The sequence below is a fragment of the Brevibacterium sp. S22 genome, assembly GCF_004745485.1.
In the GTDB taxonomy this organism is placed as follows: Bacteria; Actinomycetota; Actinomycetes; order Actinomycetales; family Brevibacteriaceae; genus Brevibacterium.
The window spans coordinates 1-24,060 of record NZ_RHFG01000016.1; the positions used below are offsets into that span (position 1 = coordinate 1).

Below are 24,060 nucleotides of genomic sequence, written 5' to 3' on the forward strand. Positions count from 1 at the left end.
TTTGCCTACGTCAAGCAATGGCGGGGGTTAGCGACGAGATACGACAAGCTCGCCATCACCTATCGAGCGGCCGTCGTGATCAGCGCGATCCTGACATGGCTCCGCCAATAAAGGAGACATGCCCTAGTCAGAGTTCTTTCAGACCAGCCGATTCACGCCGACAGTTACTTGTTCTTAGTTCTGTAGAGCCCGATCACGCCGATGATCGAGAGGATGATCTGGACGATCGAAAAAGTCATTACCGACCACGGACTGTTCCCAGTCGCGTTGAGCAGCCATTGGGCAATGATCGGTGTGGTTCCGCCGAAGATTGTGGCGCACAGCTGATAGGCAAGTGAAACGCCGGTGTATCGAACTCGCGCAGGGAATGCATCAGAAAGTGCGGTAGCCAGCATGGCGTAGTAAGCAGTCGCGCCGATTGTGCTTATCACGATCGTTATTCCCAAGAAGATGGCATTCGTGGACTGGATCGCTAAGAACATTGGCGGTGTCACCACCAAGTTGAGAACCAGACCCCAGATCAATATCGTCCTGATCCCGTACTTCTCCGATAATTTGGCCGCCATTGGCTGCCAAATGAACTGCACCACCGCAGACAGTAGGATGAGATTGAGGATCACAGTGCGATCCATCCCTAGGATTCCTGTGGTCCACGAGAGCATGAAGGTGTTGTTGAAATATGCCGAGGCTATGCCCACGATTGAAGCCAGGACTCCGAAAAAGATAAATAGACCTGCGACGTTGAAAGCTTCAACGACAGGAACTCTTGGAGCCTCGCCCTTTTCCTTGACCTCAGTGAACTCTTGAGACTCCTCAACCCGGGATCGGATGACGAGCGCGACGACGACGAGCACTGCTGAGAAGATAAATGGGATCCTCCATCCCCAAGATATGAACTGTTCATCGGGGAGTAGGCCGACCAGCATGAAGGCAACGGTAGAAAGAATTGACCCGGCGGGAGAACCCTGTTGAACCCACGCGCCCGCCAACCCACGTTTTGTCTCTTTCGAGTTTTCGGTAGCGAGCACGACAGCTCCGCCCCATTCGCCACCGACTGCCAGTCCTTGAATTGCACGGCAAACAATTAGCAAGATCGGGGCTACGATTCCGATCTGCCCGTAAGTTGGCAGAAGACCGATGCACGTCGTGGCGATTCCCATCATGAATAGGGTGACGATGAGAGTGTTCTTGCGTCCGAATCGATCACCGAAATGGCTGAAAACCAGCCCGCCGATTGGACGGGCCAGGAAGCCCACCCAGAATGTGGCAAATGAAGCAAGCAATCCAGAGCCTTGAGCGAGATCGGGGTAGAACACCGTCCCGAATACGAGGGCTGCTGCGGTGCCAAACGAGAAGAAGTCATACCATTCGATCGCTGTGCCGACGAAAGCTCCGGTGATCGAACGTCGCTGTCGCTGTTCCGCATTCTGTGTGGATACTGTCATGGCAGTAAGTCTCCATTGACGAAAGCTGACGCAATCCGAGGACGTAAAAATCCGAATGCGACTGACCTCTCTACCTTACGATCAGTCTATTTATGCACGCTAATACTTGTTTCTGAGGCATGTGATAACTTCCGTGCATGGATATCATGGCGTGCTTGAGCTTCTTGGCAGTATTCGACACGGGTTCTGCCACTGTGGCGGCACAGCGAAGATTCATTTCCCAGCCTGCGCTGTCTCGACAGATTCAGACGCTCGAGAAGAAATGCAGCACCAGTCTCTTTACCCGGTCCAAGACCGGCATGCAGCCGACACATGCAGCAAGGCAGCTCGAACCGATCATCCGTCGACTCATGACGAACGTAAAAGATGTCGATACCGCGATCTCCGAATTTGGCCGAGACACAGTGCCTCTTACAATCGCATGTCCGATCCTCGTCGCGGAAGGGGTGGTCCTCCCCTTTGCTGCCGAAACGAACACGGTCTTGGCAGATATTGTTGAGTACCCGACCAACCGACTCCACGAGGCACTTTCACGACGCGAGGCTGACCTCTCCCTTATCCCGGCTATACCTCCACCGGAATTTGAGTCGAGGCTGCTGTACCGAATTCCCTATACCCTCCAGGTCCGTTCAGATTCGCCACTGGCACGTCGGGAATCAATCGACGTTCAAGAGCTCTCTAATGAAAACGTGATTGTCCCAGACCGCTCGAGTGGTACTCGGCGTGAACTCGACCGCCAGCTAACGATGGCATGCGTCCGGTTTACACCTTTGCAAGAAGTCTCGCGCGCCCATATTGGCCAGGCCATGGTGAGGGCAGGTAAAGGATCGGTCATCACCGTTGATCCTCCAAAGTACGGGCTGATTCCACTACCAGTCACAGTCTCGAGTACCGCGCTCACACTAGAGGAATGGGCCGCCTGGCCAGCGGATCACTATGCTGCGGACACGATCTCCCATTTCATTGACGAGCTGTTGACATGGATGAAGACCAAACCGATTTTCGAAACATTGGAGTTCACTTGAATCAGCGAATTGCCCTTCACCCGACGGCGGCGACGGCAGCATTCCAGCTTCCGTAGAACTTCCGCACCGCCGCGGCCGAGGGCACTTCGCCCTTATGCTCGGCGGCGTATTCGGTGTAGGACTTGTAGGTGGCTGCGAGACCTCGGGCTTCGCAGTCGGCGAGGAATTCGCCGATCGACTTGTCGTAGGCGGCCGAATCGAAGCGCAGCTGCCCCTTGGCTCGTCCGATCTTGTTCGTGGCCAATCCAGCGGCCTTGAGCGCATCGTTCCACGACCCGAACCTCTGCACCGCGGTCTGGCTGGTCGGCGGCCACACGGTGGCGCCCTTGACCGATGCCGCGCCGAGTCCGCCGAGCGCCGCCTTGCGCAAAACGTCGTAGCGGCTGGCGGTGAGGCTCGGGGCCTCCGCACGGCCACGCACATACGCGATGGCGGCGGCCACCTCGGCGAGGGTGGAGGTCACGGTCGACGCAGAACCCGCGGGCTCGTCGGCGCGATCAGAACCATCGGATTGCGCGGTCAGGGCGAGCTCCACCTCGGCAAGGATGTCCCTGTCGGCCGGGCTCAGTTGGGCGGGGTCGGCACTCGCGGGGGTGCCGGGAACGTCGGCGGAAACGAGGCTGCGCGCGGTGATGAACAGCAGCGCGCCGAGCACTGCCGGCGACGACGTGTGGGCTTTCCCGGAATCAGACATCCCCTCCATACTACGATCTCAGTCGTCGGCGCGCTCCCACGACAGGACGGCCGCGGGCCTGCCGAACGACCTTCCCATCGGCCCACACACCCAAAGCGAGGACGACACCGGCGAGGATTGCGCCGATGGTCGCGGCAGCCAGGGCCGAGTCGACGATGAGCAGATACCCTCCGCCGAGGATGAGCAGTGAGGCTCCTGCGGAGACGAATCGCCCGGTGAGCGATCCGGCTGCGTCGCTGCCGTCGATGATCACGTCGATCACCGACGTGAGGACGAACCAGGCGGCGAAGACTCCGAGTGTCGCCAGGAGCGCATCGGCGAGGTCGAGTCGCATCGGCAAGCGGATCACCCAGCCGATGATGGTCGCGGAGAACGGGAGGACGACCGGCAGGCCCAGCGCCACGAGCACGAATGCCGAGAACGTCAGCGGGCGGTGGTGTCGGTGTGCGATGGTCATGGGTCTTCCTCTCTCGTGTGGTGCAGGATCGTGTGGTGCCGGGATTCGGTGGGTACCGAGTCAGGTCGTGCGGGCTCCGGGAGCTTCAGCCAGCGAGCAGAGTGAGCGCGCCGGTCGCGATGAGCGTGGTCAGGGTCGTCCAGGCGATGATGGCGATGCCCTGCCAGAGCAGAATCCACGAGGTCTTCACGCCCGCACCGACGAGGATCGTCGAGGTGATCTGGGTGGGGATCGCGAGTGGCCCGAGCAGGCTCGCTCCGGGAACGCCGAACCGGGTGAGGAAGCGCTTGAACTTGATCCGGCCCTTCGATTCGGGTTTGCCCTCCTCGCCGAGGTCGTCCTCGGCAACCGTGTCACCTGCGGTGCCATCGGCCGGTGGGGCTTCAGCCGCCGTCCCGGCGCCGACACTGACTCCGGCGCCGACGGCAGCGAGCTCTCGCTTCTCGGCCTTTCGGGTGACGACGGCACGGCGGGCTCGGGCGCCGAAGAGCACGATGACGGTGACGCAGATGAAGTTGCCGATGGCGCCGGCGATTCCGGCGACGATCGGGTTCATTCCGGCCCAGACGCCGATGATCGAAGAGAGCTCTCCTTCGATGAAGGGAACGGCTCCGGCGGCGGCGATGATGAAAGGCTGGAGAAGGTCGGGAACGTGGGCGGCGAGGCCCTGGAAGAAATCGATGACGGGGTTCATGGTGTCCTCCTGAACGGTGATCGTCAGATCCGGTCCGGTTGAGCCGGATCTCGTGGTCGATGTGTTCAGTACAGACTGTGTTCTCGGAACAGGGTCAAGCCCTCAGCGGCGAACTCAGGGAACCCTCAGTCTTCCTCCTCTTCGCGGATCATCTGCTGGATATAGGCGATGAACCGTTCACGGTCGGCCTCAGGGATGTCGAGAGTCGGGAAGACGGAGACAAATGCGCGCTGGACGACGTCGATCTGCGCCTTGTTATAGAGCTCGCTGATCGTGCCGATGATGGCGGCCTGCCCCATCTTCACATCGCCTTTCATCCGCGCCGTCGGTGCGAGCAGCCAGGGTTTGGCTTCGAGGCTGCGCTTCATACTGGGGGCGATCTGCTCGGCCAGCCGCGCACGAGTCTCCTCGTCGGCATCCTCGGCGAGTTCGTCGACTTCCTGGTCGTATGGGGTGGTGTCGGACATGATCGACCGCATCTCCGACATCGCCGATTCGTCGTAGAGGCTCGAGTAGATGTTCATCAGGCTGCGGTCGGCGTGCGACATCCGCGCGGCGATGTCGATGAAACTCGAGGCCGTATCGATCGGTGCCCCGTGCTCAAGGAGTTGGGTCACCTCGGTCCGGGCCTTCTCCAGCGCGGCGATCTGGTCGCCGAGGTCACGCTCGAGCTGCTTGAGTGCGAGCTGCTGCTGTTCGTGGTCGTCGTCGACGGAACCGATGTCGGAGAGCGGGATCCCGAGTTCGCGCATCCGCCGAAGCTGGTGGAGTCGGAGCAGGTGGGAGGCTCCGTACTGTTTGTAGCCGTTGCTCATCCGTTCGGGCTCGGTGAGCAGGCCGAGCTTGTGATAATGCCGGATGGTGTTGACCGTCGTGCCGGTCAGGCGCGCCAGTTCACTCGTGCTCCATCCCACGGTCGGTCCCCTTCGTCGGTGCCGTGTTGTTGCCGGATGCGTGCCAGTCTATGCGGTGGGCCTGACATAGACGCTCTGGCGGCCTCGGGCTACCGTGAAACCATGACAGCACGATTCGACAGGGTAGAGGCCCTGGTCTTCGATATGTTCGGCACCGTCGTCGACTGGAGGAGCAGTGTCGCCGCCGAGGTGGCCCTGCACTTGCGCAACCATGTTCCCGATCTTGATGCACATGAGTTCGCCGATCGCTGGCGAGCGCAGTACCAGCCGTCGATGGAGCGGGTGCGCAGCGGCGGGCGTGAGTTCGTCCGTCTCGATGTGCTCCATCGGGAGAACCTTGAGACCGTGCTCGCCGAGGCGGGGGTCAATCCCGCATCGATCCCGACCGGGGTGCTCGAGGAGACGAATCTCGCCTGGCATCGCCTCGATCCGTGGCCGGACGCGGTCCCCGGGTTGACCCAGCTGAAGGAGCGGTTCATCATCGCGCCGCTGTCGAACGCGAACATCCGCTTGGCTCTCGACGTGGCAAAACGCGCAGAGCTTCCGTGGGATGCGATCCTCGGCGCCGAGGTGGCTGGAGCCTACAAACCCGATCCCGCCGCGTACCTGCGCACCGCCGATGTCCTCGGTCTCGAACCCAACCAGGTCTGCATGGTCGCCGCTCACAACGGAGACCTCGCCGCCGCTGCAGAGCTCGGCCTGCGCACCGCGTTCGTCCGCAGGCCGACCGAGTACGGCCCGGCCCAGACGAGCGACCTCGAACCGACAGGTGACTGGGATGTCATCGTCGACGACTTCGAGGACCTCGCTCGTCAGATCGTCTGAAGTCACCGCAGCTGTGCCAGGGCCTCCTCGGCGCGCTTGCGTCGATCCTCGACCGTCATCTCCCACCAATAGTCGCCGCGCTCTCCCAGACCGTGTTTGGCGATATCCACTCGGCGCCTGGCCTGCTTGAGTTCACCCTCTGTTCCGTTCTTCTTCGCAGTGCGGACCGCGTTCCTCGCCTTTCCGAGGTGGCTCTTGAGTTCTTCGACGACCGTCGACTCCAACTCGGGGTCGGTCCGACGCCACCGTCGCCCCTTGACGACCAGCCACTTGTCGTCGTCGGTGTACGAGTCTTCGCTCATGCGATCCGAAGAATCAGGCATCGCCTGGGTCTCCTCTCAGTCAAGAACCGGCGGCGTGAGGACTGTGATCCTCCGCCCCTCCTCAGCGCATGGACACGAGGATCTTCACTTCGTCCTGACTCGACGTCAGACGCTCGAATCCCTCGGTGACGATGTCATCGGCCGAGATCGTCGAGGTGATGAAGGGAGCGAGATCGACTTTGCCCGAGCGCACCAGGTCGATCGCTTCGGCGTGGTCGTGGGCGTAGCCGACGCTCGCCCCGAGGACGCGGTCCTGCATCATCAGCGCTCCGGTCAGGTCGATCTGGACGGGTGCGGTGTGGATGGCGATCACCTGGAGCCGTCCCAATGCGCCGAGCACGTCGAGGAGCTGGCCCACGACAGGAGGGGCGCCGGCGGCGTCGAAGGCCAAGTCGGCCATCGCGCCGTTGGTCTGGTCGGAGACGACAGCACCGAGGTCGTCCTGCGTGGGGTCGACGACGACGTCGGCGACTCCCGAAGTCTGCGCCTTTGTACGACGTGCCGCGGAGACTTCGCTGACGACCGTCGTCAGTCCCTTGGCCTTGAGCACCGCTGCGACGAGGAGGCCGATCGGCCCGGCTCCTCCGACGACGGCAACCTGTCCGGCAGCAGCATTGGTCTGGTTGACGCCGTGGACGGCCACCGCAAGGGGTTCGATCATGGCGGCCTGGTCGAGTGGCATGTCGCCGACAGAGTGGACCCACTGGGATTCGACGACGATGTGTTCACTCAGACCTCCTCCGCGGCCGGAGATGCCGATGAATCCCATCTGCTCGCAGAGGTTGTAAGCGCCTTTCCGGCAGGCAGGGCAGGTGCCGTCAACCATGAGCGGCTCAACGACGACGGAGTCGCCGACGGTGACGTGGTCGACTCCTTCACCGACTTCCTCGACGACGCCTGAGAACTCGTGACCGAGCACGACGGGAAGGGTCTCACCGTAGAGAGGATGAGCCTCCTCGGCGGTGGGGGCCGGAGGGATCGGACCATCGTGGTACAGGTGCAGGTCGCTGCCGCAGATGCCGTTGAACGCCGGTGCGATCTTCACCGTCCCCGGTCGCACCTCGGGCTCTTCGATCTCCTCGACGCGGAGATCTTCCTTGCCGTAGTACCGCACTGCCTTCATTGTCCGCACTCCTTAATGATTCGTCCTGATTCCGAACGTACTCCGCCCAGATCAGACCGGCAATGGCAATCAGCCGAAGGTGACTCAGCTCGCTCCCCCACCGGCCGGCACCGCCTTCAAAACGCCACCACCCGAATCACTCCGCCCGGATGTGCACGGGCCGACTGGCGATGACTCCAGAGATGAGCTGAACGACCAGGAGCACGCCGAGGACGATCATCGGCGCTGTCCACGTGCCGGTCGCTGCGTGGATCGCCCCGATGCCCACCGGCCCCAGTCCGGCCAGCAGGTAGCCGATGCCCTGCGACATCGTCGACAGGTGCCCCGTGCGATGGGCCGTCGGCGAGCGCCAGACGATGAACGTCAGCGACAGGCTGATCGCCGCACCCTGCCCGAGGCCGAGCAGCGACATCCACACGATCGCACCATCGGACGGCACCACGGCCAGACCGAGATAGGCAGCTCCGATGAGCGCCGCCGAGATCACCACGGGCAGCCACCTCGGCCGCATCCTCGCCGCCACAGCCGGGGTGACAAGTGAGGCGAGGATGCCGGGGAATGCGGAATACGCGAGCATCCCGCCGGCGAGACCAGCGCTCATACCCGCGTCCTGAAGAATGGTCGGCACCCAGGTCAGCGCCGTGTAATAGCTGACCGACTGCAACCCCATCAGACCGGTCACGGCGAGCGCCGTCGGGTCGGTCAGGAAGGATCGGAACGACGGTTCACCACGATCAGACGGTGCGTCCGCCACGCCCGCTCCGGTCTTCATCCGACCCGGCCGGCGACGCAGCTGAGGGATCCACACGACGAGTGCGAGCAGCGCGGGAATCGCCCACACTGCCAAAGCCGGTCGCCAGTTCCCGCCCATCGCCGTCAGCAGCGGAGCGGTCAGCCCCGAGGCGATGGCCGCCCCGACGAACAGCGCCGCCGAATACAGGCCCATCATCAGCCCCGACCGGTGGGCGAAGTCCTGCTTGATAGCCGCCGGCATGACGACATTGCCCACGGCGATGGCGACCCCGACGAGGACGGTGCCGGCGAAGAGGGCGAGCAGGCTCGGATGCAACCGCAGCAGGATCCCCACTGCGAGGACGGCCATCGTCAGCCCGAGCAGCCGGTGCATGCCGAAGCGCCTGGTCAGGCCCGGGGTGAGGAATGCGAAGGCGCCGAAGGCGAAGACGGGGATCGTCGTGAGCAGACTCGCCGAGGTGGCCGACAGTTCCAGCGACACTCGAATGTCCCCGAGGACGGGTCCGATCGAGGCGACCCCGATGCGCAGATTGAGCCCGAGGAGAATGAGTCCGATCCCGAGGACGAGCAGGGCCCACTTCCCACGCGGTAGCTCGGTGGGCTCTCCCACCTCGGCGGGGGTCGGAGGTTCGCCGCCGGGGACGGGATAGTCCTCAAGCGGAGAGTGGAGAGTGGGCGAATCAAGGCGTGGCGATGTCATGGAATCCTTCGGTGGTCGGTGGGCAGTGAGGGCGAACGCGGCGCAGCACCAGTCCATCCTCGTGTGCGCCAACAGGGCGCTCAACCGTTAAACTGCAGACTGATGCTCGAATTCCGCCACGACCACTATTCACCCGAGCTGATCCAACGTCTCGGCCACGCCGAGCTCACCCCTGCCCACGTTCATGACCAGGGGCACCTCGTCTATCCGGCCAGCGGCGTGCTGTCGATGGTCACCGATTCCGGCTCCTGGATCGCGCCGTCGAACCGGGCGGTGTGGATCCCCGCGCACTTCACCCACCAGCACCGAGCCCACGGGATCACCGACATGCGAGTCGTCTTCATGACCGCACCCTTCGCCGAACTCCTGCCGCCCCGCCCGGCCGTCCTCGCGGTCTCGGCGCTGGCCAGGGAGGCCCTGCTCGCGCTCACCGCAGCCGAGGACCCTGGCGTCCCCCGGCGGTCGGTGCCCGCGCGGGACCGGCTGCGCATGGTCGTCATCGACGACGCGGTCTCCACTGCCGAACAGCCTCTCCACCTGCCCGAGCCCCGCGATGAGCGTCTGCTCGCGCTCACCCACATCGTCGAGGACGACATGGCCAGTCCCGCCACGCTCGCCGAGCTGGGCAGGCGGATCGGCGCGAGCGAACGGACCCTGTCTCGCCTCTTCGCCGAGGAGACCGGAATGAGCTTTCGCCAGTGGCGGACCCAGCTGCGCATCCACCGCGCCCTGCTCATGCTCACCGACGGCACCTCGGTCATCGACACCGCCACCGCCTGCGGCTGGGCCAACCCGAGCGCCTTCATCGACGCGTTCACCGCCCTCGTCGGCCAAACTCCGGGCCGGTACCGGCGGGCGCTGCATTCCTGAGCGGATCGCGAGCCCCGCACCCCGTGTCACCGTCCAATGAGATGATGGCTTCGTGCCCGAGAACCGTTCGAACCCCGCCGCGGCGCCCCATGGTGTAATCGTGACTATTGATCAGTCAGAAGCGCCCTTCCGGCCGCGGATTTCACCATAGTCAGCTGACTACTCACCGACCTGCCCAACGAGCAATTCCCCGGGCGGCGACTCCTCCCTGATCATTGAGCGCGAGAGCCTCAGTCTCGCCGTTCTCCTGATCGCGAACAGCGAGGGTGATCGCGTGATCTACGAATAGCGGTGCGGAGGCGGTGAAGCCGAAAGTCGCTGGCTGCCCTCCACTGTGACTGCTGATCACAGCGTCCAGAAGGAGGTTCCTGGTCAACGGTCCGTGCACAAGTAGACCTGGTAGCCTTTCGGCTTCCTGCGCCCACTCGAGATCGTAATGAACCCGATGAGTATTGAAAGTGATTGCGGAAAAGCGGAAGAGGTGGCGGGAGTCTGGGGCGAATGTGCTCGTCTGCCATTCCTCACCGAGGCGAACGTGGTCGAAGGTCGGCTCCGATCCTTCAAGCGCTCCCGAACTCTCACCAAGGAATACGTCGTGCCACACCGTTTCGATCGCCAGCTCGCCCCCGACGGAATATGTGCGTTCGATATCGGCGAAGACCAGGCGCCCACGGTTACCGTTCTTCTCTTTGACGACGCCCAGTGACTCAGTCTGCTCGACTGTCTCCCCTAGGCGGAGTGGCCTGTGGAAGACAGTGTCCTCACCGGCGTACATACGTCTGGGAAGACCGAAGTCGGGGACCACATCGTCAAGTGGCGTTCCATCCGGTCGCAACCCGTCTATGCCGCTGGCGAATGGAAAGTAGAATCCTTCCCAGCCTGCCGGCAGCACATCACCGACGACAAGGCGACTCATTGCTGGAGCAAACGTGTTTCGGTAGTTCTCGGCGCGTTGCGGATCGAGGGTTTCTGCACGGTTGCGAACCTCGTTGGTCAACCTCTCCGCTGTCTCGTCGTCAGCTCTGGCTGTGTTCTCATCGGGAGCCATATCAGATCACTCCCCCATTTTTGAGCTCGGCGATGGCATCGTCTGTGTACCCAGCGAATTCCTTCAACACCACGTCGGTGTGTTCGCCTAGCCGGTTTGCCTTTCGATTGGGGACTGCGGGAGTGCGACTGAGTTTGATGGGCTGGCCGAACATCTTCAGTGTTCCCATCGGGCCGTAATCTGCCTCGACGATCATCTCGCGTTCGGCCGTACCGGGATCGTCGACGACCTCACCCACGTCGCGTAGAGCTGTCAGAGGCACTGTGTCACCCGCCATCTCCTCCAACTCAGACTGAGTGCGATTCGCGAACCACGATTGGACCACTGGTTTGACCTTGCGCTCATAAACGGCTTCGTCGAAGCGTTTCCGCATCGTGTCGATCTCCGGATCCGTTGCGGCCTCGGGCGTACCGAACAGTTCGCAACTGACCTTCCAGAGCTTGTCCGTGTATCCAGCGAAGAACACTTGGCCGTCGGCGCAGTCGAAGAGACCGTAGGGGCGGACCCACGCGTGGTCATTGCCCTCTGGCTTCGCTACGGTCCCGTCAACGGTGTAGTCGACCACAGCCGTCTCCGTGATCGCAAGCACGCTGTCAATCTGCGCTACGTCGACCAGCTGACCCTCACCGGAACGCTCAGCGTGGCGGAGGGCAGACAATGTCCCGATGAGCGCGAACAGTGCGGCCGAGATGTCACCGATCACCACCCCTACTCGCACCGGTGGCATGTCCTCGTAACCTGTCATGGACCATAGGCCGCCGGCAGCTTGTGCAGTGGAGTCGAAAGCCGGGCGGCGGCTGCGAGAGCCGGTCTGTCCGTAGCCAGAGATTGCTGCGTAAACAAGTGCAGGGTTGATTTCCGCGAGAGTCTCGTACCCCACCCCGAGTTTGTCCATGGTTCCTGGCCGGAAGTTTTCGACGAGAATATCGGCATTCTTGACGAGATCCTTCAGTACCTGTTTTCCAGCCGGTTCGGCGAGATTGATCGTTGTGCCGAGTTTTCCGCGATTGTACTGGCCGTAATACGCGCTGAACTCCTCATCGCCGGCGCTGAGATAGGGAGGAAACCCTCGAGAGACATCAGGATCATTCGGATTCTCGATCTTGATCACGGTGGCTCCGAGATCCGCGAGTATCTCGCCGGCAAAGGGACCGGCAAGTACGCGCGAAAGATCTAGGACGACTACTCCATCGAGGGCACCGGATCCGCCCGCGAGCTGTTTGATGAGTTCCGGTGTGGGGTTCATTGTTTCACTTCCTTGTGTGGCGGTGTGTTCGGTGGGTCGACTGCTGAAAGTGCTGGTCTTCACACTGCGAGGCGGGCCGCGTAGGCGCTGACGACTCGCGAGGGCGCCGGACGCCCAGACTGCGCGGAGAACCACAACGATGTTGCGACGAGGTCGTCGAGATTGATTCCGGTCTCGACCCCCAGTCCGTCTAATAACCAGACGAGATCTTCCGTGGCAAGGTTGCCGGCAGCCCCCGGGGCATAGGGACAGCGACCGAGCCCGCCGGCAGAAGCGTCAAAGGTCGTTATCCCCTCCTCCATCGCGGAATACACATTGGCCAACGCCAGCCCGTACGTGTCGTGGAGGTGCAGAGCAAGTGCACTCGTCGGAACTCCCGCTGAAGTGGCGGCGCGGAGAACTGCGCGCACATGCCCGGGAGTCGCGGTTCCGATGGTGTCGCCCAGAGCGATCTGTTGACAGCCTGCCTCGTAGAGAGTGGCCGTGAGATCAGCCACGCGAGCCGGATCCACGTGGCCTTCCCACGGGTCGCCGAAGGCCATAGACAGGTATCCGCGCACGGAGATACCCAGCGAGTTCGCGGCGCTCGCAATGTCACAGACTCGCGCCAAAGTTCCCGGCGCGTTCGTATTCAGATTGGCCCGGGCGAAGCTCTCCGTGCAGCTCGCCACAGCGGCGACAGCTCTGAAGCCGGCGGCGTACGCGCGTTCGAGTCCCCGGATGTTCGGCACGAGCGCCACAGCTGAATCGTTTCGGTCCGGGATTTCGAGCCGTGCCGCAAGATCCTCAGCATCTGCCAGCTGTGGGATCCACGCAGGCGGGACGAAACTTGTCACTTCGAGGTTGGACACCCCTGAGGCCCAGAGTCGTTCGCAGAATTCGGTTTTGAGGTCGGTATCGAGGACAACCGTCTCTGCCTGCAGACCGTCCCTCGGCGCGACTTCGTAGACCGACACAACCTCGGCAGTACTCTCTTCACGCACTGTCAGTGGTTTCGGCTCCCACAACGGAGGTATCGGCTCCGAGCCAGGTTGGTTCATTTGGTCACTCGGAGCTCAGACAGGATCTGCTCAGCCCGGTCGCTGCGGATCGTTCCGTCTGCAACCAGCTTTCCGGCCACTTCAGTCACCTCGCCGCCGGTCGCTCCTGCTGAGACTGCGACAGTACGAGCGTGCAGCGTCATATGGCCTCGTTGTATGCCCTCAGCCGCAAGTGCTCGGCAGGCTGCGAGATTCTGCACCAGCCCGACCGCAGCGATAACCGATCCCAATTCGGTGGCAGTCTCCACGTTCAGGAGTTCGATCGCCGCTTGAGCAGCGGGATGCGCACGTGTGGCACCGCCCACGAGCCCTACTGCCAGTGGGACCTCGATGGTGCCGACGACATCACCATTCTCCGTGCGTTCGAATGTCGACAATCCCGCATACTTGCCTTTGCGTGCAGCGTAGGCGTGGCACCCCGCCTCAATAGCGCGGGTGTCGTTTCCCGTAGCAAGCACCACGGCAGTGATGCCGTTCATGATGCCTTTGTTGTGGGTGGCGGCCCGATAGGAATCTGCAGCGGCAAAGGCACTGGCGAGGACGATGTCATCAACGACGACGCCGCCTCCGAGCATTTCACCATCGAATACTCCGCGTGCACGGACAAGACGCTGGTCTGCCTTGTTGGTCAGAATCCGTAGGACCGAGCGCCCACCTGCGATCGAAGCCAGGGTGGGGGCGATCGCCTCGGCCATGGAGTTGACCGCATTGGCGCCCATCGCATCGCGTACGTCAACTAGCAGATGCACGATCACTTGGGTTCCAGACGAGGTCGGGATGACACGAACCTCGATGTCCTCAGCACCTCCGCCGAGGTCGACGAGAACAGGGTCGATTGTGTTGGCTGCGGCGAGAATGTCGTCCTTCTGCTGCAGGATTGCGAACCGAGCGGCTTCGGGATTCGGAACGTCAACGAGTTGAATCTGTGCGATCATCACCGGTGCCGTCGTCGATGTGTGAATACCGCCGTGGGCACGGGCCATTCGAGCCACATTGGAGGCAGCAGCGACTACGCTCGGCTCTTCCGTGGCCATCGGTATGAGGTGGTCGCGACCGTTGACCGTGAAGTTGGTAGCGACACCGACCGGCACAGCAAGCGTGCCTACGACGTTCTCAATCATGAGATCAGCCTGCTCCGACTGCAGCCCTCGTGCTGGTTCGAACGCTGCAAGGCCCTCGTCCTCCAAGCCGGCTTCCCGTGCGACCCGGTCGCGCCTCTCTCTGACACCGAGGTTCTTCAATCCCTGGATCCGACTATTCACGGTCACTGGTCCCTCCTTGGTCCGGCCACACACGTGTTGGTGCTCTAGCCATCACGGTACGGACAAAGCCACCTCGCCTACTATGGGCGCATCGCATACCTTTTTCTGCTCAGGTTGGTGGAAGCACACATAAGTCATCGAGTGATTTAGGGCCTCACGCTCGCTATTCAAATATCGGACCCCTCGGTGTCTGCCCTTTGCTTGGTGGTTCCGGCGTCACCGCCGCAACTCACCGCTCCTATCGAGCAGATTCTCGCGCATCTCGTCCAGACGTACTGCCATAGACAGTCGGAAGTAGGGTTCATCCATGCGCCACTCGGCCCCCAGCAGGGAATCAATGCGCTCAAGCCTCTGATTGACTGTATTGACGTGATAGTTGAGCGCACGTGCCGTGCGAGCAGGACTGGCGCCATTATGCACATATGCCCGCAAAGTTCGCAGAAGCTCGCCGCCGCGACGCTCGTCATTGCGACGAAGCGCGCCCAAAGCTCTGCCGATGAACTCATTGATCTCACGTGAGTCGGGCGCAAAGAGCGAAGCATATGGTAGGTACTCCTCGGTGCTGACCAAACCGTTGCGGACCCCGAGACCATCAAGCAGGCGCGCGACACGTGTAGCGACAGCGAACGCTCTCGACAAATCGCCGCTAGGCGGTAGGACGGCGAGCACCTCCGTTCGCAGACTAGCGGACAGTTCGTCCCTCATCTGCCGCGCGAATTCGTGCGCCCGCGTGCTTCCCACGATCACAAGGCTGCCTCGGAGCTCAGAGAAGAGAAGTCCGGCGGGTGTCAACATTCGGCCCTTACGCAGTGCGACCTCTCGCTGCTCGGCCGGCACCTTCAGATAGACGAGTGAATCGAAGGTGGAGACATCGATACCCCGTCTGCGTGCGATTTCCACCACCATGTCTCGATCCTCGTTCGGGGACAGAAGGTCTCGCACCACATCGCCTTGCGCACGATACTCTGCCTCGGCGACTGCCTCGTCGGAGAGAAATAGAAGAGAGCCGACTAACGCCGCCCTCTCGACCGTGCGCGCGTCAACATCTCCGATCGGGAATTCGCCTGCTCCTAACAGGAGCGCGGCGAAGCGACGCTCACCAGCCGCGAGAGCAGAAACCCCCTGGATATCCCTCTGCACTCCGAGCGCAATGTAGCGACCCGTGTTCGCGCTCTCTTCCAGTGCTTCAGCAACGGGTCTCTCGCCCCAAAGGCTCACAACGGCGTCACTCCATGATCCGGCCCTGCACACGGAGTTGCCGTCCATGTCGACGAGCATTACTGGTCTCGAAAGCTCGGTGGAGAGGATTTCGACAACCTTCTCCAATCCGCCTCCGGTGAGCACCGCTTCCATCAGCTGTCGGTGGACAGCATGGGCACGATCGCGCTCCAGGAGCGTTTGTGAGAGTCTCGCAACTGCCCTTCTCGAATCGTCTTCGGCTCTGCGGAGGCCTTTGAGACTGCGAGCTGTCTGCAGAACTACTGAGGCGTGGTTCGCCAGTGCGGTGAGCAACGCAATCTCTTCGACATCGAACTCATACTCTCGACGAATCGCGACGAAGATGACGCCAAGCACTTCTTCATCGGCGAGCATCGGCACCCCCAGCATCGAGACAATACCCTCAGCTCGCACCGCCGCGTCGATTCCCTCTTCGTGCCGTTCGCTTTCAAACGCCTCATACCGTGTGGTGCTGATACCGGTGCGCTGCTCAACCACCATGCTGGCCAACCCCTTACCCGGCGGCACTCTCAGTTTCTGGAAGTCTGAAGACACAGAACCCACTGTCTCGCGTACAAACAGCTCGCCTGTCCGGGCGTCATACTCCGACAGGTACGTGAGGTCACTGTTGACCAGATCGTGGGCACGGTCGACGATGCGCGCGAGAAGGATGTTGGCGTCATCGATCGCAGCCAGCTCCCTGGCACTGGAGTACAGGGCGCCGAGTTCGGACTCCCGTCGTTGCAGGCGTGCGAACTCCTCCCCGGCCTTCGAAATGCGCTCGGTCAGACGTCGACGCTGATCGGTCGGCACTCCCAGCACATCCAGTTCATGCGGAAGCTCCAGTGCTACTGACCTCTCGCCCATGACAGCGTCGATAATTGCCCCTGCCGCAGTTGTCACTTCCGCCGCATTTACCGCACGGGTGCCTCCTCGGTCAACGACCATCTTTTCCTCCTCAGGCCGATTGCTCCATTGCATCTCTGATTTTATGTGTTGTTCGCACATAACTGCGAGGTCGAGGGAACACTACCGTAGTGAAGTGCCCACATCCTGTGCGAGCCTCACCGCCGAGACCACCAGAGGAATACGCTATGACTGCGCATGAGACGCCGATTCACAACGAGACGACTGCGAAGCATGAGATCGATCGTGCTGGACTCGATTCCAACCGTCAGCGACGGCGCGCAGTGATCGCAAGTTCGGTCGGCACGATCATCGAATGGTACGACTTCACTCTATACGGGTTGGCCGCCGCCCTCGTTTTCGCACCATTGTTCTTCGGCGGCAGCGAGCTCGCCGGGGTGTTGGGCGCTTTCGCCACTTTCGCCGTCGGGTTCTTTGCCCGGCCTTTTGGCGGGCTCATCCTCTCCCATTATGGGGACAGGCTCGGCCGTAAGGGGACTCTGCTAGTCACACTGTTGCTCATGGGCGGGGCTTCCACGCTGATCGGTGCGCTGCCCACCTATGATCAAGTCGGAATCTGGGCTCCGACGTCACTCATCCTTCTGCGAATTATCCAGGGAGCCGGTGCCGGTGCTGAGTTCGCCGGTGCGATGACGATGTCCTCAGAGTCCGCGACTACCGGCAGACGCGCCTACACCGCAGGGTTCCCCGGCGCTGCCGTTTATGTCGGTATGGCGATCGCCACCTGCACATTCGCGATCCTCACTTCAGTCATGTCCATCGAAGCGTTCCGGTCGTGGGGGTGGCGTCTGCCGTTTCTCGCAAGCATCGTCATTGTCGCGTTAGCCCTGTACTTTCGTATGCGGGTGAAGGAGACTGCTGCTTTCGAAACCGTTGAGGAGGAGGGCGCCGTAAGCCGACTGCCTCTCATGGATGCTCTCCGCTCACAGCCTGGTTTCATCCTCGCCGGAATGGGACTCTTCGTATTCGCTCTGCCATGGGTGTATGTGGTCCAGACTTTTGCAGTCTCTTACACGACCGGCACGCTGAATGTCGACTCCACTCACGCCCTCCTCGGTCTCATTGCCGCGATGGTGCTCACCATCCCTGCCACCCTGATATCGGGGACGATCGCCGATCGGATCGGTCGCAAGCCCCTACTGATGTTCGCCGCAGTATTCGGTGTCGTGTACGCCTTTCCTATGTTCTTGCTGTTCGAGACAGAGAACTCGCTGTTGGTCGCGATCGGCCTCGTGTTGGGACTTGCAGTGGTTCAAGGAACGACGATCGGTGTGTCGGCGGCAATGATCGCAGAGCTCTTCCCCACCAGGATGCGCTGGAGCGGCATCGCCCTATGCCGCGAGATACCGGCAGCCTTGGCGGGCGGTACTGCACCTTTTGTCGCCACGTGGCTAGTTTCATTGGCTGGAGGAAGTCCGTGGCTGGTCGCTGGATACATGGTGCTGCTCAGCCTCATCGGGGTGATTGCCGTGTGGAAGCTGCCGGAGACGTTGTCCGTGCAATCGACATGAGAGTCTCGACGCGGCGCTCTCACTCTCAGATGTCCTTCCAAGTGATTCGTCCACCCAGCAGGGTCGCAGCCACAGGCATTGTTCGCAGGTCCGTCGCCGAAGCCGACATCGGGTCATATTCGACGAGCACCAGATCGGCCGCGTCTCCCTCAGACACGTCGGTGTCCCCTCGTGTGGAAGCGGCCAATGCGGTTCGACGATCAAGACTCTGTTCGGGGTGCCACTCCTCGCGTCCGTCGCGACTTCGCGACACTGCAGCCGCGAGCGCGATCCATGGATCCAGGGGTGCCACCGGAGCGTCCGAGCCCAAACGGATCTGAGTTCCTGACTCCTGCAGCGACGCAAACGCGAATGCTCGCTCAGTTCGTCCTGCCCAATGACGATCGGCGACGTCCCGATCATCCATCGCATGCTCGGGCTGGATGCTCGCGGTCAGTCCGAGTCGACCGAAACGGGCGAAATCGGAGGCTCTGACCAACTGCGCGTGCTCAACCGATCCTGTCATTTGCAGATGGTCGAACGCATCAAGAACTCCGGAGTTCGCTCGGTCTCCGATCGCGTGGATGGCCGCGGAGATTCCGGCATCGCGAGCCTTGCGCATTACGTCCTCGAGCTCATCGAGCGGGACTGTTGCCGCACCGCAAGGGTGTGCATGATCAGGGCTCAGTCCCGGATAGGGGTCCCAACACCACGCGGTGCGTGTGTTGAGAGAACCGTCAACGACCACCTTCAGCGATCCCATCCGCACGAGCCCCAACTCGTCGAGCACGTCACCGGTGCGCACACCCTGGGCAATCGCCGTGTCAAGTCGATGCGGCCACACCGAGGTCTCGACCCGGAGGCTGTTGACTCCGTCGGCCACTCTGGCCGGCCACAGTGTCAGATTGTCCGTATTCTCGAACTCGACGATGCCGACGACACCACGTCGCGCAGCGAACTCTGCGGATGCCCGGTAATCTGCGATTGAAAGCATCGACGGATCTTGCAACCCTCTGAGCGCACCGAACCACTCAGCTTCTCGCACTAAACCGGCTACCGGGTCCGGGTTCACAGCCAGCAGCCTCGCGGCAGGAGTGTTCACCCAGGCGCAGTGAAGATCTTTGCTCACTAGGACGACGGGCAATTCCGGGGAGGCAGCGTCGAGCTCGGCTGCTGAAGGCGCGTCGGGCCAAACCCCGTCCTGGAATCCATACCCGATGAGGACTCGATTCCCGCTCGTGTTGCCGTCTGGGTGTAGCGCCAGTTCATGTCTGACGAGGTCAAGGCACTCAGCTGCACTCGCGATGGCTGAGAGGTCGATCCGTTGGCGCTGCATCGTCCACTGCGCGAAGTGGACATGGTTGTCCCACAGCCCGGGGAGGACCCATCGTCCGTCGGCCGCGATAGTCTCAACTTCGGATGTGCGATACTCCTTTGCCGGCAAGACTCTCGCGATGTTGCCACCGAGGATAGATATGTCGACGCGGACCCCGCTCTGAGGCAGGATGGCATCCGTGATCAGCAGTTCGTCCGAGTTCATTTCGACTCCCGCTCCAGTCCGTTGACGACTGCCATACGACTGGCAAGCCTATGGTTCGTATATGGGCCCGGCTTCCGCAGCTCTTCGAGTATCCGTCGGACCGTCGCCTCCGACTTGTCCTGGTTCATCTTCTCCTTCGCTTCCAATCGACGAACTCTGAGCCGGAACCCAACTGTCCCTTTCGCGATCCGGTATGCGTATTCGCCGTTGGCCGCCGTGGCATGCAAGTAGTGCGGCTCCGGCAGTGGCTTTTCGAAATGCTCGACCAGACGATCGAGTATCGCCAGATTCTCCTCGTCCCCGAGTATCTCCGGAGTCCCGTGCAGATGTGCGACAACAAAGTTCCAAGTCGGAACGTTGGGCCGATACCCATACCACGAGGGCGAGATATAGCCGTTGGGTCCTTCAATGATTGCGAGCATCTCGTGGCGACCCAACTCGTGCTTCTCCTCGTCCGGCCTGCCGACGTGACTGAGAAGGGCGATGTCTTCGGCAGCCTCGTCAAGGAGCACCGGATAGTGTGAAGCGACGAGTCCCCGATCGGGGACTGCACTGATGAACGTGCACCAAGGGTTGCCTCGGATCAGTTCCTTGATTGCCTCTCTGTTGTCGAGGCCGAAGTCGGGATTGTCTCTCACGAGTATCCTTTCCGCTTCGTCTCCGTAGACGGTCGCACTCGGGACGGTGACCCTTGCAACCGCGTCAGCGCCAATTCTGTGAGGATCACCGCCTGACGTTCGAGCACCCTGTCATCGAATCGCACCGTCGCAGAGTGCATCGGCGATGCTTCCTGCTCATCGAGGTCGTCGGGCCGCGCGCCGAGGAAGACGAACGCACCAGGGACCTGTTCAAGCACGTAGGCGAAGTCCTCCGAGGTCATTGCCGGTTCCGGCATCATCGTGCACGATTCTTCACCATAGACGCCCCGAATCGTTCGCATAACGTGTTCGACCTCTCGCCCGTCATTGACGACCGCAGGATACGAGGGAACGAAATCAAGCACAGCATCGCAGCCGTGCGCGTGGGCGATCCCGCGGATCAGCTGCGGCAGTTCATCTCGGATGAGGGTGAAGACCGTATCGCTGAAATGTCGCATGTTCGCCTCGAAGTCGACGTACCTAGCGAGGATATTGCCCGCGGCAGCGTCCGATGCGATCTTTCCGATCGAGACGACCGCCGGATCGTGAGGAGCCATCCGCCGCGCCACGAAGCTCTGGACAGCCAGTATGCATTCGGCGGCGACGGGCACAGGGTCAATTGCCCGATCCGGAGCGGCAGCGTGGCCGCCGGTTCCCTGAATGCGGACCCTCAACCCGCTCACCCCGGCCATCAACGGCCCCGGTCGCGTGGTGAACTGTCCGAAGTCAAGCCTGCTGTCGACATGAATCGCGTAGGCGGCCTCGGGGCGACTCCCGCCCGCATCGAGTACTCCCTCCTCGATCATCATTCGACCTCCGCCTTGCCCTTCTTCCCCGGGCTGGAACATAAAGACGACGGTGCCCGGGATCTCATTCCTGCGGGCTACGAGCTTCTTCGCGGCTCCGACGAGTCCCGCGATGTGGAGATCGTGCCCGCAGGCGTGCATGGCACCATTTGCAGCCGCATAGGGCAAGCCGCTGTCCTCGGAGATCGGAAGCCCATCCATATCGGCCCGGAGGAGAACAACCGGATCCCCTGAGCAGACCGAATCGACTGCTCGAGCACGTGGAGCCGTTCCCCGCAGGACCGCTGTGATCGAGGTAAGGGACGCTCCCAGGGTGATGTCGAGATCGAGGTCGGTGAGCGAGTCGAGAATCGACCGTTGGGTCAGTGGCAGGTGCAGTCCCACCTCGGGTTCACCGTGCAGGCGACGCCTGAAGCCGCGCAGCTCGTCGAGCTCATCGTCCGAACCGACCGGTTCCGCAGAAGAGAAAGCGCTCATGCCGACAGGTCCTCCTCGAAGCTCATGCGTTGCCCGAGCACCGGTACCGCGCTGAGCAGTTGACGAGTGTACTGCTGTCGCGGCGCGGACAGCAGTGTTTCTGTCTCGCCTGACTCCACGATCCTTCCTTCCCGCATGACGAGGACTTCGTCACTCATATATCTGACGACTGCGAGATTATGCGAGATGAAGAGCAAGGATATTCCGAGTCTTTCCTGCAATTCGCGCAGGAGATTGAGCACAGTGCTCTGGACAGACACGTCCAGGGCAGATGTGACCTCATCTGCAATGATGATCTCCGGTTCTCCAGCGAGCGCACGAGCGATCGTCACCCTCTGTCTCTGACCTCCCGACAACTGACTCGGCAGGGAACCAGCACGATCGGGATCGAGATGGACCTGCTCCAGCAGGTCTGCGACTCGACGACGACGGTCTTGCGCCGTCCATCTTCTCCCAGTCGCACGCGTCGCCTCGGCGATGGATTCCCCGATTGGCATCTTCGGATCCAGCGCGGAGAAGGGATCTTGGAAGATCATCTGCACATTGCGGCGGGCGATGCGAGCCGACCTGCTCCGTCCCGTGGACTCAGAACCGCTGATCCGAATACTGCCGGTTCGCACGGGCGCGAGACCAGCGATGGCCAGAGCGATCGTCGATTTGCCGGATCCCGATTCGCCTACTAGACCGAGAGTCTCCTTCCTCCCAACTGCGAATGAAACGTCCGACACCACTGTCCTCGATCTATAGCGAACGCTGAGCCCTTCGACGTCGAGCACACTCATAACAAACTCCTCACTTCGTCACGACCGGTGGCAACATGCTCCGATGGATCGCCCTCACCGGATCCACCGTCCGCGAATTGATCGGGCCCATGCCGCTCCGCCGGTCTGACAACTTCGTCGATCACAGGCAGAGGACGTGAGCGGTCCGAACGCATGTCAGGCAGGCAGGCAATGAGACCACGGGTATAGGGATGCTGCGCATCTTCACGTATGCGCCCAGCCGATAACTCCTCGACGATCTGACCGTCTTTCATTACCACGATGCGGTCGCAGAACCCGGCGACCAGAGCGATGTCATGTGAGATGAGTACGACCGCAGTATTCGTCGATTCCTTGGCAGCACGAAGGACCCCGAGAACCTGCTTCTGGACAGTGACGTCGAGCGCGGTAGTGGGTTCATCAGCAATAATGAGTTTGGGTTCTGCGGTGAGAGCCATGCCGATCATCGCTCGCTGCCGCATGCCGCCGGAGAACTGATGGGGATAGTCGCCCATACGGTGGACAGCGCTATGGATACCCACAGCTTCGAGCCCGTCGACCGCCCGCTCTCGTGCCGCTCGACGCGACATCTTGAGGTGGGTCTCGGGGACTTCGGTGAGCTGACGTCCGATCGTCAGCGCCGGGTTGAGTGAAGTCAGCGGGTCCTGGAACACGACACCGAGCTCAGTGCCCAGCCGCCGACGATCACTCTGCGTCAGTTCGCTGGAGAGGTCGATTCCGTCGAACGCGCGCCGTCGGGCTGCGACGGCGGCAGGTGGTACCAGCAGTCCTGCGAGTGCCAATGCGGTCAACGATTTGCCAGATCCCGATTCGCCGACGATTCCGACGGTTTCTCCCTGACTCACCGAGAAGTCGATTCCGTGCACACGTTCGACGACTCCCCCACCACCGTCGGGAAACGCCACATGCAGGCCCTTTACTTCAGCCAGCGGTGCCGCTTCTGCAGGTTCGGTGGCCGTGGCGTCCGGAGACTTATTCAGACGAACTGTCGACTCGGACCCGCTCTCGCCGGATCGTCCGTCGGTCGGCAGTACCGCAGCACGGCTTGCCGCGACCAGCCGACCGATCCCTTGCCCAGGCTGGTCGGCGAGGGCTTCCGATATCAGAGTGAATATGAGGCCCGCGAAGACGATCGCGAGTCCCGGACCTATCGCGCCCATCGGGTTCGAGTAGATCTGTCCAATACCCTCATTGATCTGTCGTCCCCAGTCGTAAGCCGGAGCCTGAACACCGAGGCCGAGAAACGACAAGCCGGCGAACGAGAGAAGTGTGACACTTGCGGCTGCCGCCGCTTGGACGAGCAGAGGCGATGCGATGTTCGGAAGAACATGTCGAGTGAGTATTCCGACCGGCCCCACTCCGACCACACGCGCTGCTCTGACATAGTCCGTTCCGGACACTGAGGACGCCAAGTTGTAGACGAGGCGGGTGAGATTAGGAATCCCCGACAGTCCGATGGCAAGCATTGCGCCGGTAGCAGTCGCTCCCCAGATGACCGTGAAGAAAAGTACGAGGAGCAGCCAGGGGAAGGCGAGAAGAATGTCCATCACCCACACCACAGCTCGTCGGAGACGACTGGGCATGATGCTTGCGGCCAGACCGATGATCAGTCCACCAGTCAATCCGATGGCCGTGGCACCAGCGGTCAGCAGAAGTGAGAGTCTCGATGCCACGAGCACTCTGGCCAGGATATCGCGACCAAGGTCATCGGTTCCGAACGGATGAGCTGGACTTGCGGCTCCCCACCGCTCAGCGACGTTACG

The 24,060-nt window shown here is 61.7% G+C and carries 22 protein-coding genes and 1 pseudogene; 5 read left to right on the plus strand and 18 right to left on the minus strand.

Annotation, left to right across the window (positions count from 1 at the left end; all coding sequences use genetic code 11):
* Positions 1-111, plus strand: a pseudogene (locus EB835_RS13305) (IS5/IS1182 family transposase); the annotation flags it as partial.
* 53 nt (positions 112-164) lie between these two features.
* On the opposite strand, the gene EB835_RS13310 reads toward EB835_RS13305, so the two are convergent.
* Entirely contained in the window at positions 165-1,445 is a 1,281-nt protein-coding gene (locus tag EB835_RS13310; protein WP_135809946.1) for an MFS transporter, read from the minus strand.
* Positions 1,446-1,582: 137 nt separating this feature from the next.
* Between EB835_RS13310 and EB835_RS13315 the strand changes: the two genes are divergently transcribed.
* Positions 1,583-2,470, plus strand: coding sequence for a LysR family transcriptional regulator (locus tag EB835_RS13315; RefSeq protein WP_135809947.1), 888 nt, complete (start codon positions 1,583-1,585; stop codon positions 2,468-2,470).
* A 16-nt stretch (positions 2,471-2,486) separates the two neighbouring features.
* Here the strand turns inward: EB835_RS13315 and EB835_RS13320 are convergent, their stop codons facing one another.
* From EB835_RS13320 to EB835_RS13335, 4 genes are all read right to left on the minus strand, one after another.
* Positions 2,487-3,164: a homing endonuclease associated repeat-containing protein gene (locus EB835_RS13320; protein WP_135809948.1), complete on the minus strand. Its 678-nt coding sequence runs from the start codon at positions 3,162-3,164 to the stop codon at positions 2,487-2,489.
* Between the two features lie 10 nt (positions 3,165-3,174).
* A complete protein-coding gene (locus EB835_RS13325) occupies positions 3,175-3,621 on the minus strand; it encodes a hypothetical protein (protein ID WP_135809949.1) in 447 nt (148 codons plus the stop codon).
* Between the two features lie 85 nt (positions 3,622-3,706).
* Positions 3,707-4,315: a small multidrug efflux protein gene (locus EB835_RS13330; protein ID WP_135809950.1), complete on the minus strand. Its 609-nt coding sequence runs from the start codon at positions 4,313-4,315 to the stop codon at positions 3,707-3,709.
* 125 nt (positions 4,316-4,440) lie between these two features.
* On the minus strand, positions 4,441-5,229 hold the full coding sequence (locus EB835_RS13335) for a helix-turn-helix domain-containing protein (RefSeq protein ID WP_135809951.1): 789 nt from the start codon (positions 5,227-5,229) through the stop codon (positions 4,441-4,443).
* Positions 5,230-5,331: 102 nt separating this feature from the next.
* Between EB835_RS13335 and EB835_RS13340 the strand changes: the two genes are divergently transcribed.
* On the plus strand, positions 5,332-6,054 hold the full coding sequence (locus EB835_RS13340) for a haloacid dehalogenase type II (protein WP_135809952.1): 723 nt from the start codon (positions 5,332-5,334) through the stop codon (positions 6,052-6,054).
* Between the two features lie 2 nt (positions 6,055-6,056).
* On the opposite strand, the gene EB835_RS13345 is transcribed toward EB835_RS13340, so the two are convergent.
* The 3 genes from EB835_RS13345 to EB835_RS13355 all read right to left on the minus strand — a co-directional run bounded on the left by EB835_RS13345 (position 6,057) and on the right by EB835_RS13355 (position 8,953).
* Entirely contained in the window at positions 6,057-6,377 is a 321-nt protein-coding gene (locus tag EB835_RS13345) for a biopolymer transporter Tol (RefSeq protein ID WP_240688737.1), read from the minus strand.
* A 61-nt stretch (positions 6,378-6,438) separates the two neighbouring features.
* On the minus strand, positions 6,439-7,500 hold the full coding sequence (locus EB835_RS13350; protein ID WP_135809953.1) for a 2,3-butanediol dehydrogenase: 1,062 nt from the start codon (positions 7,498-7,500) through the stop codon (positions 6,439-6,441).
* A 136-nt stretch (positions 7,501-7,636) separates the two neighbouring features.
* Positions 7,637-8,953: a CynX/NimT family MFS transporter gene (locus tag EB835_RS13355; protein ID WP_135809954.1), complete on the minus strand. Its 1,317-nt coding sequence runs from the start codon at positions 8,951-8,953 to the stop codon at positions 7,637-7,639.
* 102 nt (positions 8,954-9,055) lie between these two features.
* On the opposite strand from EB835_RS13355, the gene EB835_RS13360 reads away from it, so the two are divergent.
* Positions 9,056-9,823: an AraC family transcriptional regulator gene (locus tag EB835_RS13360; RefSeq protein WP_135809955.1), complete on the plus strand. Its 768-nt coding sequence runs from the start codon at positions 9,056-9,058 to the stop codon at positions 9,821-9,823.
* A gap of 163 nt (positions 9,824-9,986) precedes the next feature.
* Here EB835_RS13360 and EB835_RS13365 read toward each other — a convergent pair whose 3' ends face one another.
* The 5 genes from EB835_RS13365 to EB835_RS13385 all read right to left on the minus strand — a co-directional run bounded on the left by EB835_RS13365 (position 9,987) and on the right by EB835_RS13385 (position 16,585).
* Positions 9,987-10,871, minus strand: coding sequence for an HTD2 family dehydratase (locus tag EB835_RS13365; protein WP_205749936.1), 885 nt, complete (start codon positions 10,869-10,871; stop codon positions 9,987-9,989).
* A 1-nt stretch (position 10,872) separates the two neighbouring features.
* The gene (locus EB835_RS13370) at positions 10,873-12,117 is read right to left on the minus strand and encodes a CaiB/BaiF CoA transferase family protein (RefSeq protein WP_135809956.1); all 1,245 of its coding nucleotides are present in this window, start codon (positions 12,115-12,117) and stop codon (positions 10,873-10,875) included.
* A 59-nt stretch (positions 12,118-12,176) separates the two neighbouring features.
* Entirely contained in the window at positions 12,177-13,100 is a 924-nt protein-coding gene (locus EB835_RS13375) for a hydroxymethylglutaryl-CoA lyase (protein WP_240688738.1), read from the minus strand.
* Between the two features lie 53 nt (positions 13,101-13,153).
* On the minus strand, positions 13,154-14,425 hold the full coding sequence (locus EB835_RS13380; protein ID WP_135809958.1) for a hydroxymethylglutaryl-CoA reductase, degradative: 1,272 nt from the start codon (positions 14,423-14,425) through the stop codon (positions 13,154-13,156).
* 210 nt (positions 14,426-14,635) lie between these two features.
* Positions 14,636-16,585 carry a helix-turn-helix domain-containing protein gene (locus tag EB835_RS13385; protein ID WP_168216731.1) on the minus strand — a complete coding sequence of 650 codons (1,950 nt, stop codon included), beginning with the start codon at positions 16,583-16,585 and terminating at the stop codon, positions 14,636-14,638.
* A 146-nt stretch (positions 16,586-16,731) separates the two neighbouring features.
* Here EB835_RS13385 and EB835_RS13390 point away from each other — a divergent pair, with 146 nt between their 5' ends.
* Entirely contained in the window at positions 16,732-18,075 is a 1,344-nt protein-coding gene (locus EB835_RS13390; RefSeq protein ID WP_135809960.1) for an MFS transporter, read from the plus strand.
* Positions 18,076-18,100: 25 nt separating this feature from the next.
* Here the strand turns inward: EB835_RS13390 and EB835_RS13395 are convergent, their stop codons facing one another.
* Genes EB835_RS13395 through EB835_RS13415 form a run of 5 tightly spaced genes read right to left on the minus strand, consistent with a single transcriptional unit; the run spans position 18,101 to position 23,970 of the window.
* Positions 18,101-19,594, minus strand: coding sequence for an amidohydrolase (locus tag EB835_RS13395; protein WP_135809961.1), 1,494 nt, complete (start codon positions 19,592-19,594; stop codon positions 18,101-18,103).
* Entirely contained in the window at positions 19,591-20,232 is a 642-nt protein-coding gene (locus tag EB835_RS13400) for an FMN-binding negative transcriptional regulator (RefSeq protein WP_135809962.1), read from the minus strand. Before EB835_RS13400 ends, EB835_RS13395 begins: the two co-directional genes overlap by 4 nt.
* Complete coding sequence (locus tag EB835_RS13405) at positions 20,229-21,515, minus strand: M20 metallopeptidase family protein (RefSeq protein ID WP_135809963.1); 1,287 nt, start codon at positions 21,513-21,515, stop codon at positions 20,229-20,231. The genes EB835_RS13400 and EB835_RS13405 overlap by 4 nt, the downstream gene beginning before the upstream one ends.
* A complete protein-coding gene (locus tag EB835_RS13410; RefSeq protein WP_135809964.1) occupies positions 21,512-22,297 on the minus strand; it encodes an ABC transporter ATP-binding protein in 786 nt (261 codons plus the stop codon). Before EB835_RS13410 ends, EB835_RS13405 begins: the two co-directional genes overlap by 4 nt.
* Positions 22,294-23,970, minus strand: coding sequence for a dipeptide/oligopeptide/nickel ABC transporter permease/ATP-binding protein (locus EB835_RS13415; protein ID WP_168216732.1), 1,677 nt, complete (start codon positions 23,968-23,970; stop codon positions 22,294-22,296). The genes EB835_RS13410 and EB835_RS13415 overlap by 4 nt, the downstream gene beginning before the upstream one ends.
* Between the last annotated feature and the right edge of the window lie 90 nt (positions 23,971-24,060).

Coding starts and splice junctions, on each gene's coding strand:
- EB835_RS13310 (WP_135809946.1), bottom strand. CDS start 1,445: ATGACAGTATCCACACAGAATGCGGAACAGCGACAGCGACGTTCGATC.
- EB835_RS13315 (WP_135809947.1), top strand. CDS start 1,583: ATGGATATCATGGCGTGCTTGAGCTTCTTGGCAGTATTCGACACGGGT.
- EB835_RS13320 (WP_135809948.1), bottom strand. CDS start 3,164: ATGTCTGATTCCGGGAAAGCCCACACGTCGTCGCCGGCAGTGCTCGGC.
- EB835_RS13325 (WP_135809949.1), bottom strand. CDS start 3,621: ATGACCATCGCACACCGACACCACCGCCCGCTGACGTTCTCGGCATTC.
- EB835_RS13330 (WP_135809950.1), bottom strand. CDS start 4,315: ATGAACCCCGTCATCGATTTCTTCCAGGGCCTCGCCGCCCACGTTCCC.
- EB835_RS13340 (WP_135809952.1), top strand. CDS start 5,332: ATGACAGCACGATTCGACAGGGTAGAGGCCCTGGTCTTCGATATGTTC.
- EB835_RS13345 (WP_240688737.1), bottom strand. CDS start 6,377: ATGCCTGATTCTTCGGATCGCATGAGCGAAGACTCGTACACCGACGAC.
- EB835_RS13350 (WP_135809953.1), bottom strand. CDS start 7,500: ATGAAGGCAGTGCGGTACTACGGCAAGGAAGATCTCCGCGTCGAGGAG.
- EB835_RS13355 (WP_135809954.1), bottom strand. CDS start 8,953: ATGACATCGCCACGCCTTGATTCGCCCACTCTCCACTCTCCGCTTGAG.
- EB835_RS13360 (WP_135809955.1), top strand. CDS start 9,056: ATGCTCGAATTCCGCCACGACCACTATTCACCCGAGCTGATCCAACGT.
- EB835_RS13365 (WP_205749936.1), bottom strand. CDS start 10,871: ATGGCTCCCGATGAGAACACAGCCAGAGCTGACGACGAGACAGCGGAG.
- EB835_RS13370 (WP_135809956.1), bottom strand. CDS start 12,117: ATGAACCCCACACCGGAACTCATCAAACAGCTCGCGGGCGGATCCGGT.
- EB835_RS13385 (WP_168216731.1), bottom strand. CDS start 16,585: ATGGTCGTTGACCGAGGAGGCACCCGTGCGGTAAATGCGGCGGAAGTG.
- EB835_RS13390 (WP_135809960.1), top strand. CDS start 16,732: ATGACTGCGCATGAGACGCCGATTCACAACGAGACGACTGCGAAGCAT.
- EB835_RS13395 (WP_135809961.1), bottom strand. CDS start 19,594: ATGAACTCGGACGAACTGCTGATCACGGATGCCATCCTGCCTCAGAGC.
- EB835_RS13405 (WP_135809963.1), bottom strand. CDS start 21,515: ATGAGCGCTTTCTCTTCTGCGGAACCGGTCGGTTCGGACGATGAGCTC.
- EB835_RS13410 (WP_135809964.1), bottom strand. CDS start 22,297: ATGAGTGTGCTCGACGTCGAAGGGCTCAGCGTTCGCTATAGATCGAGG.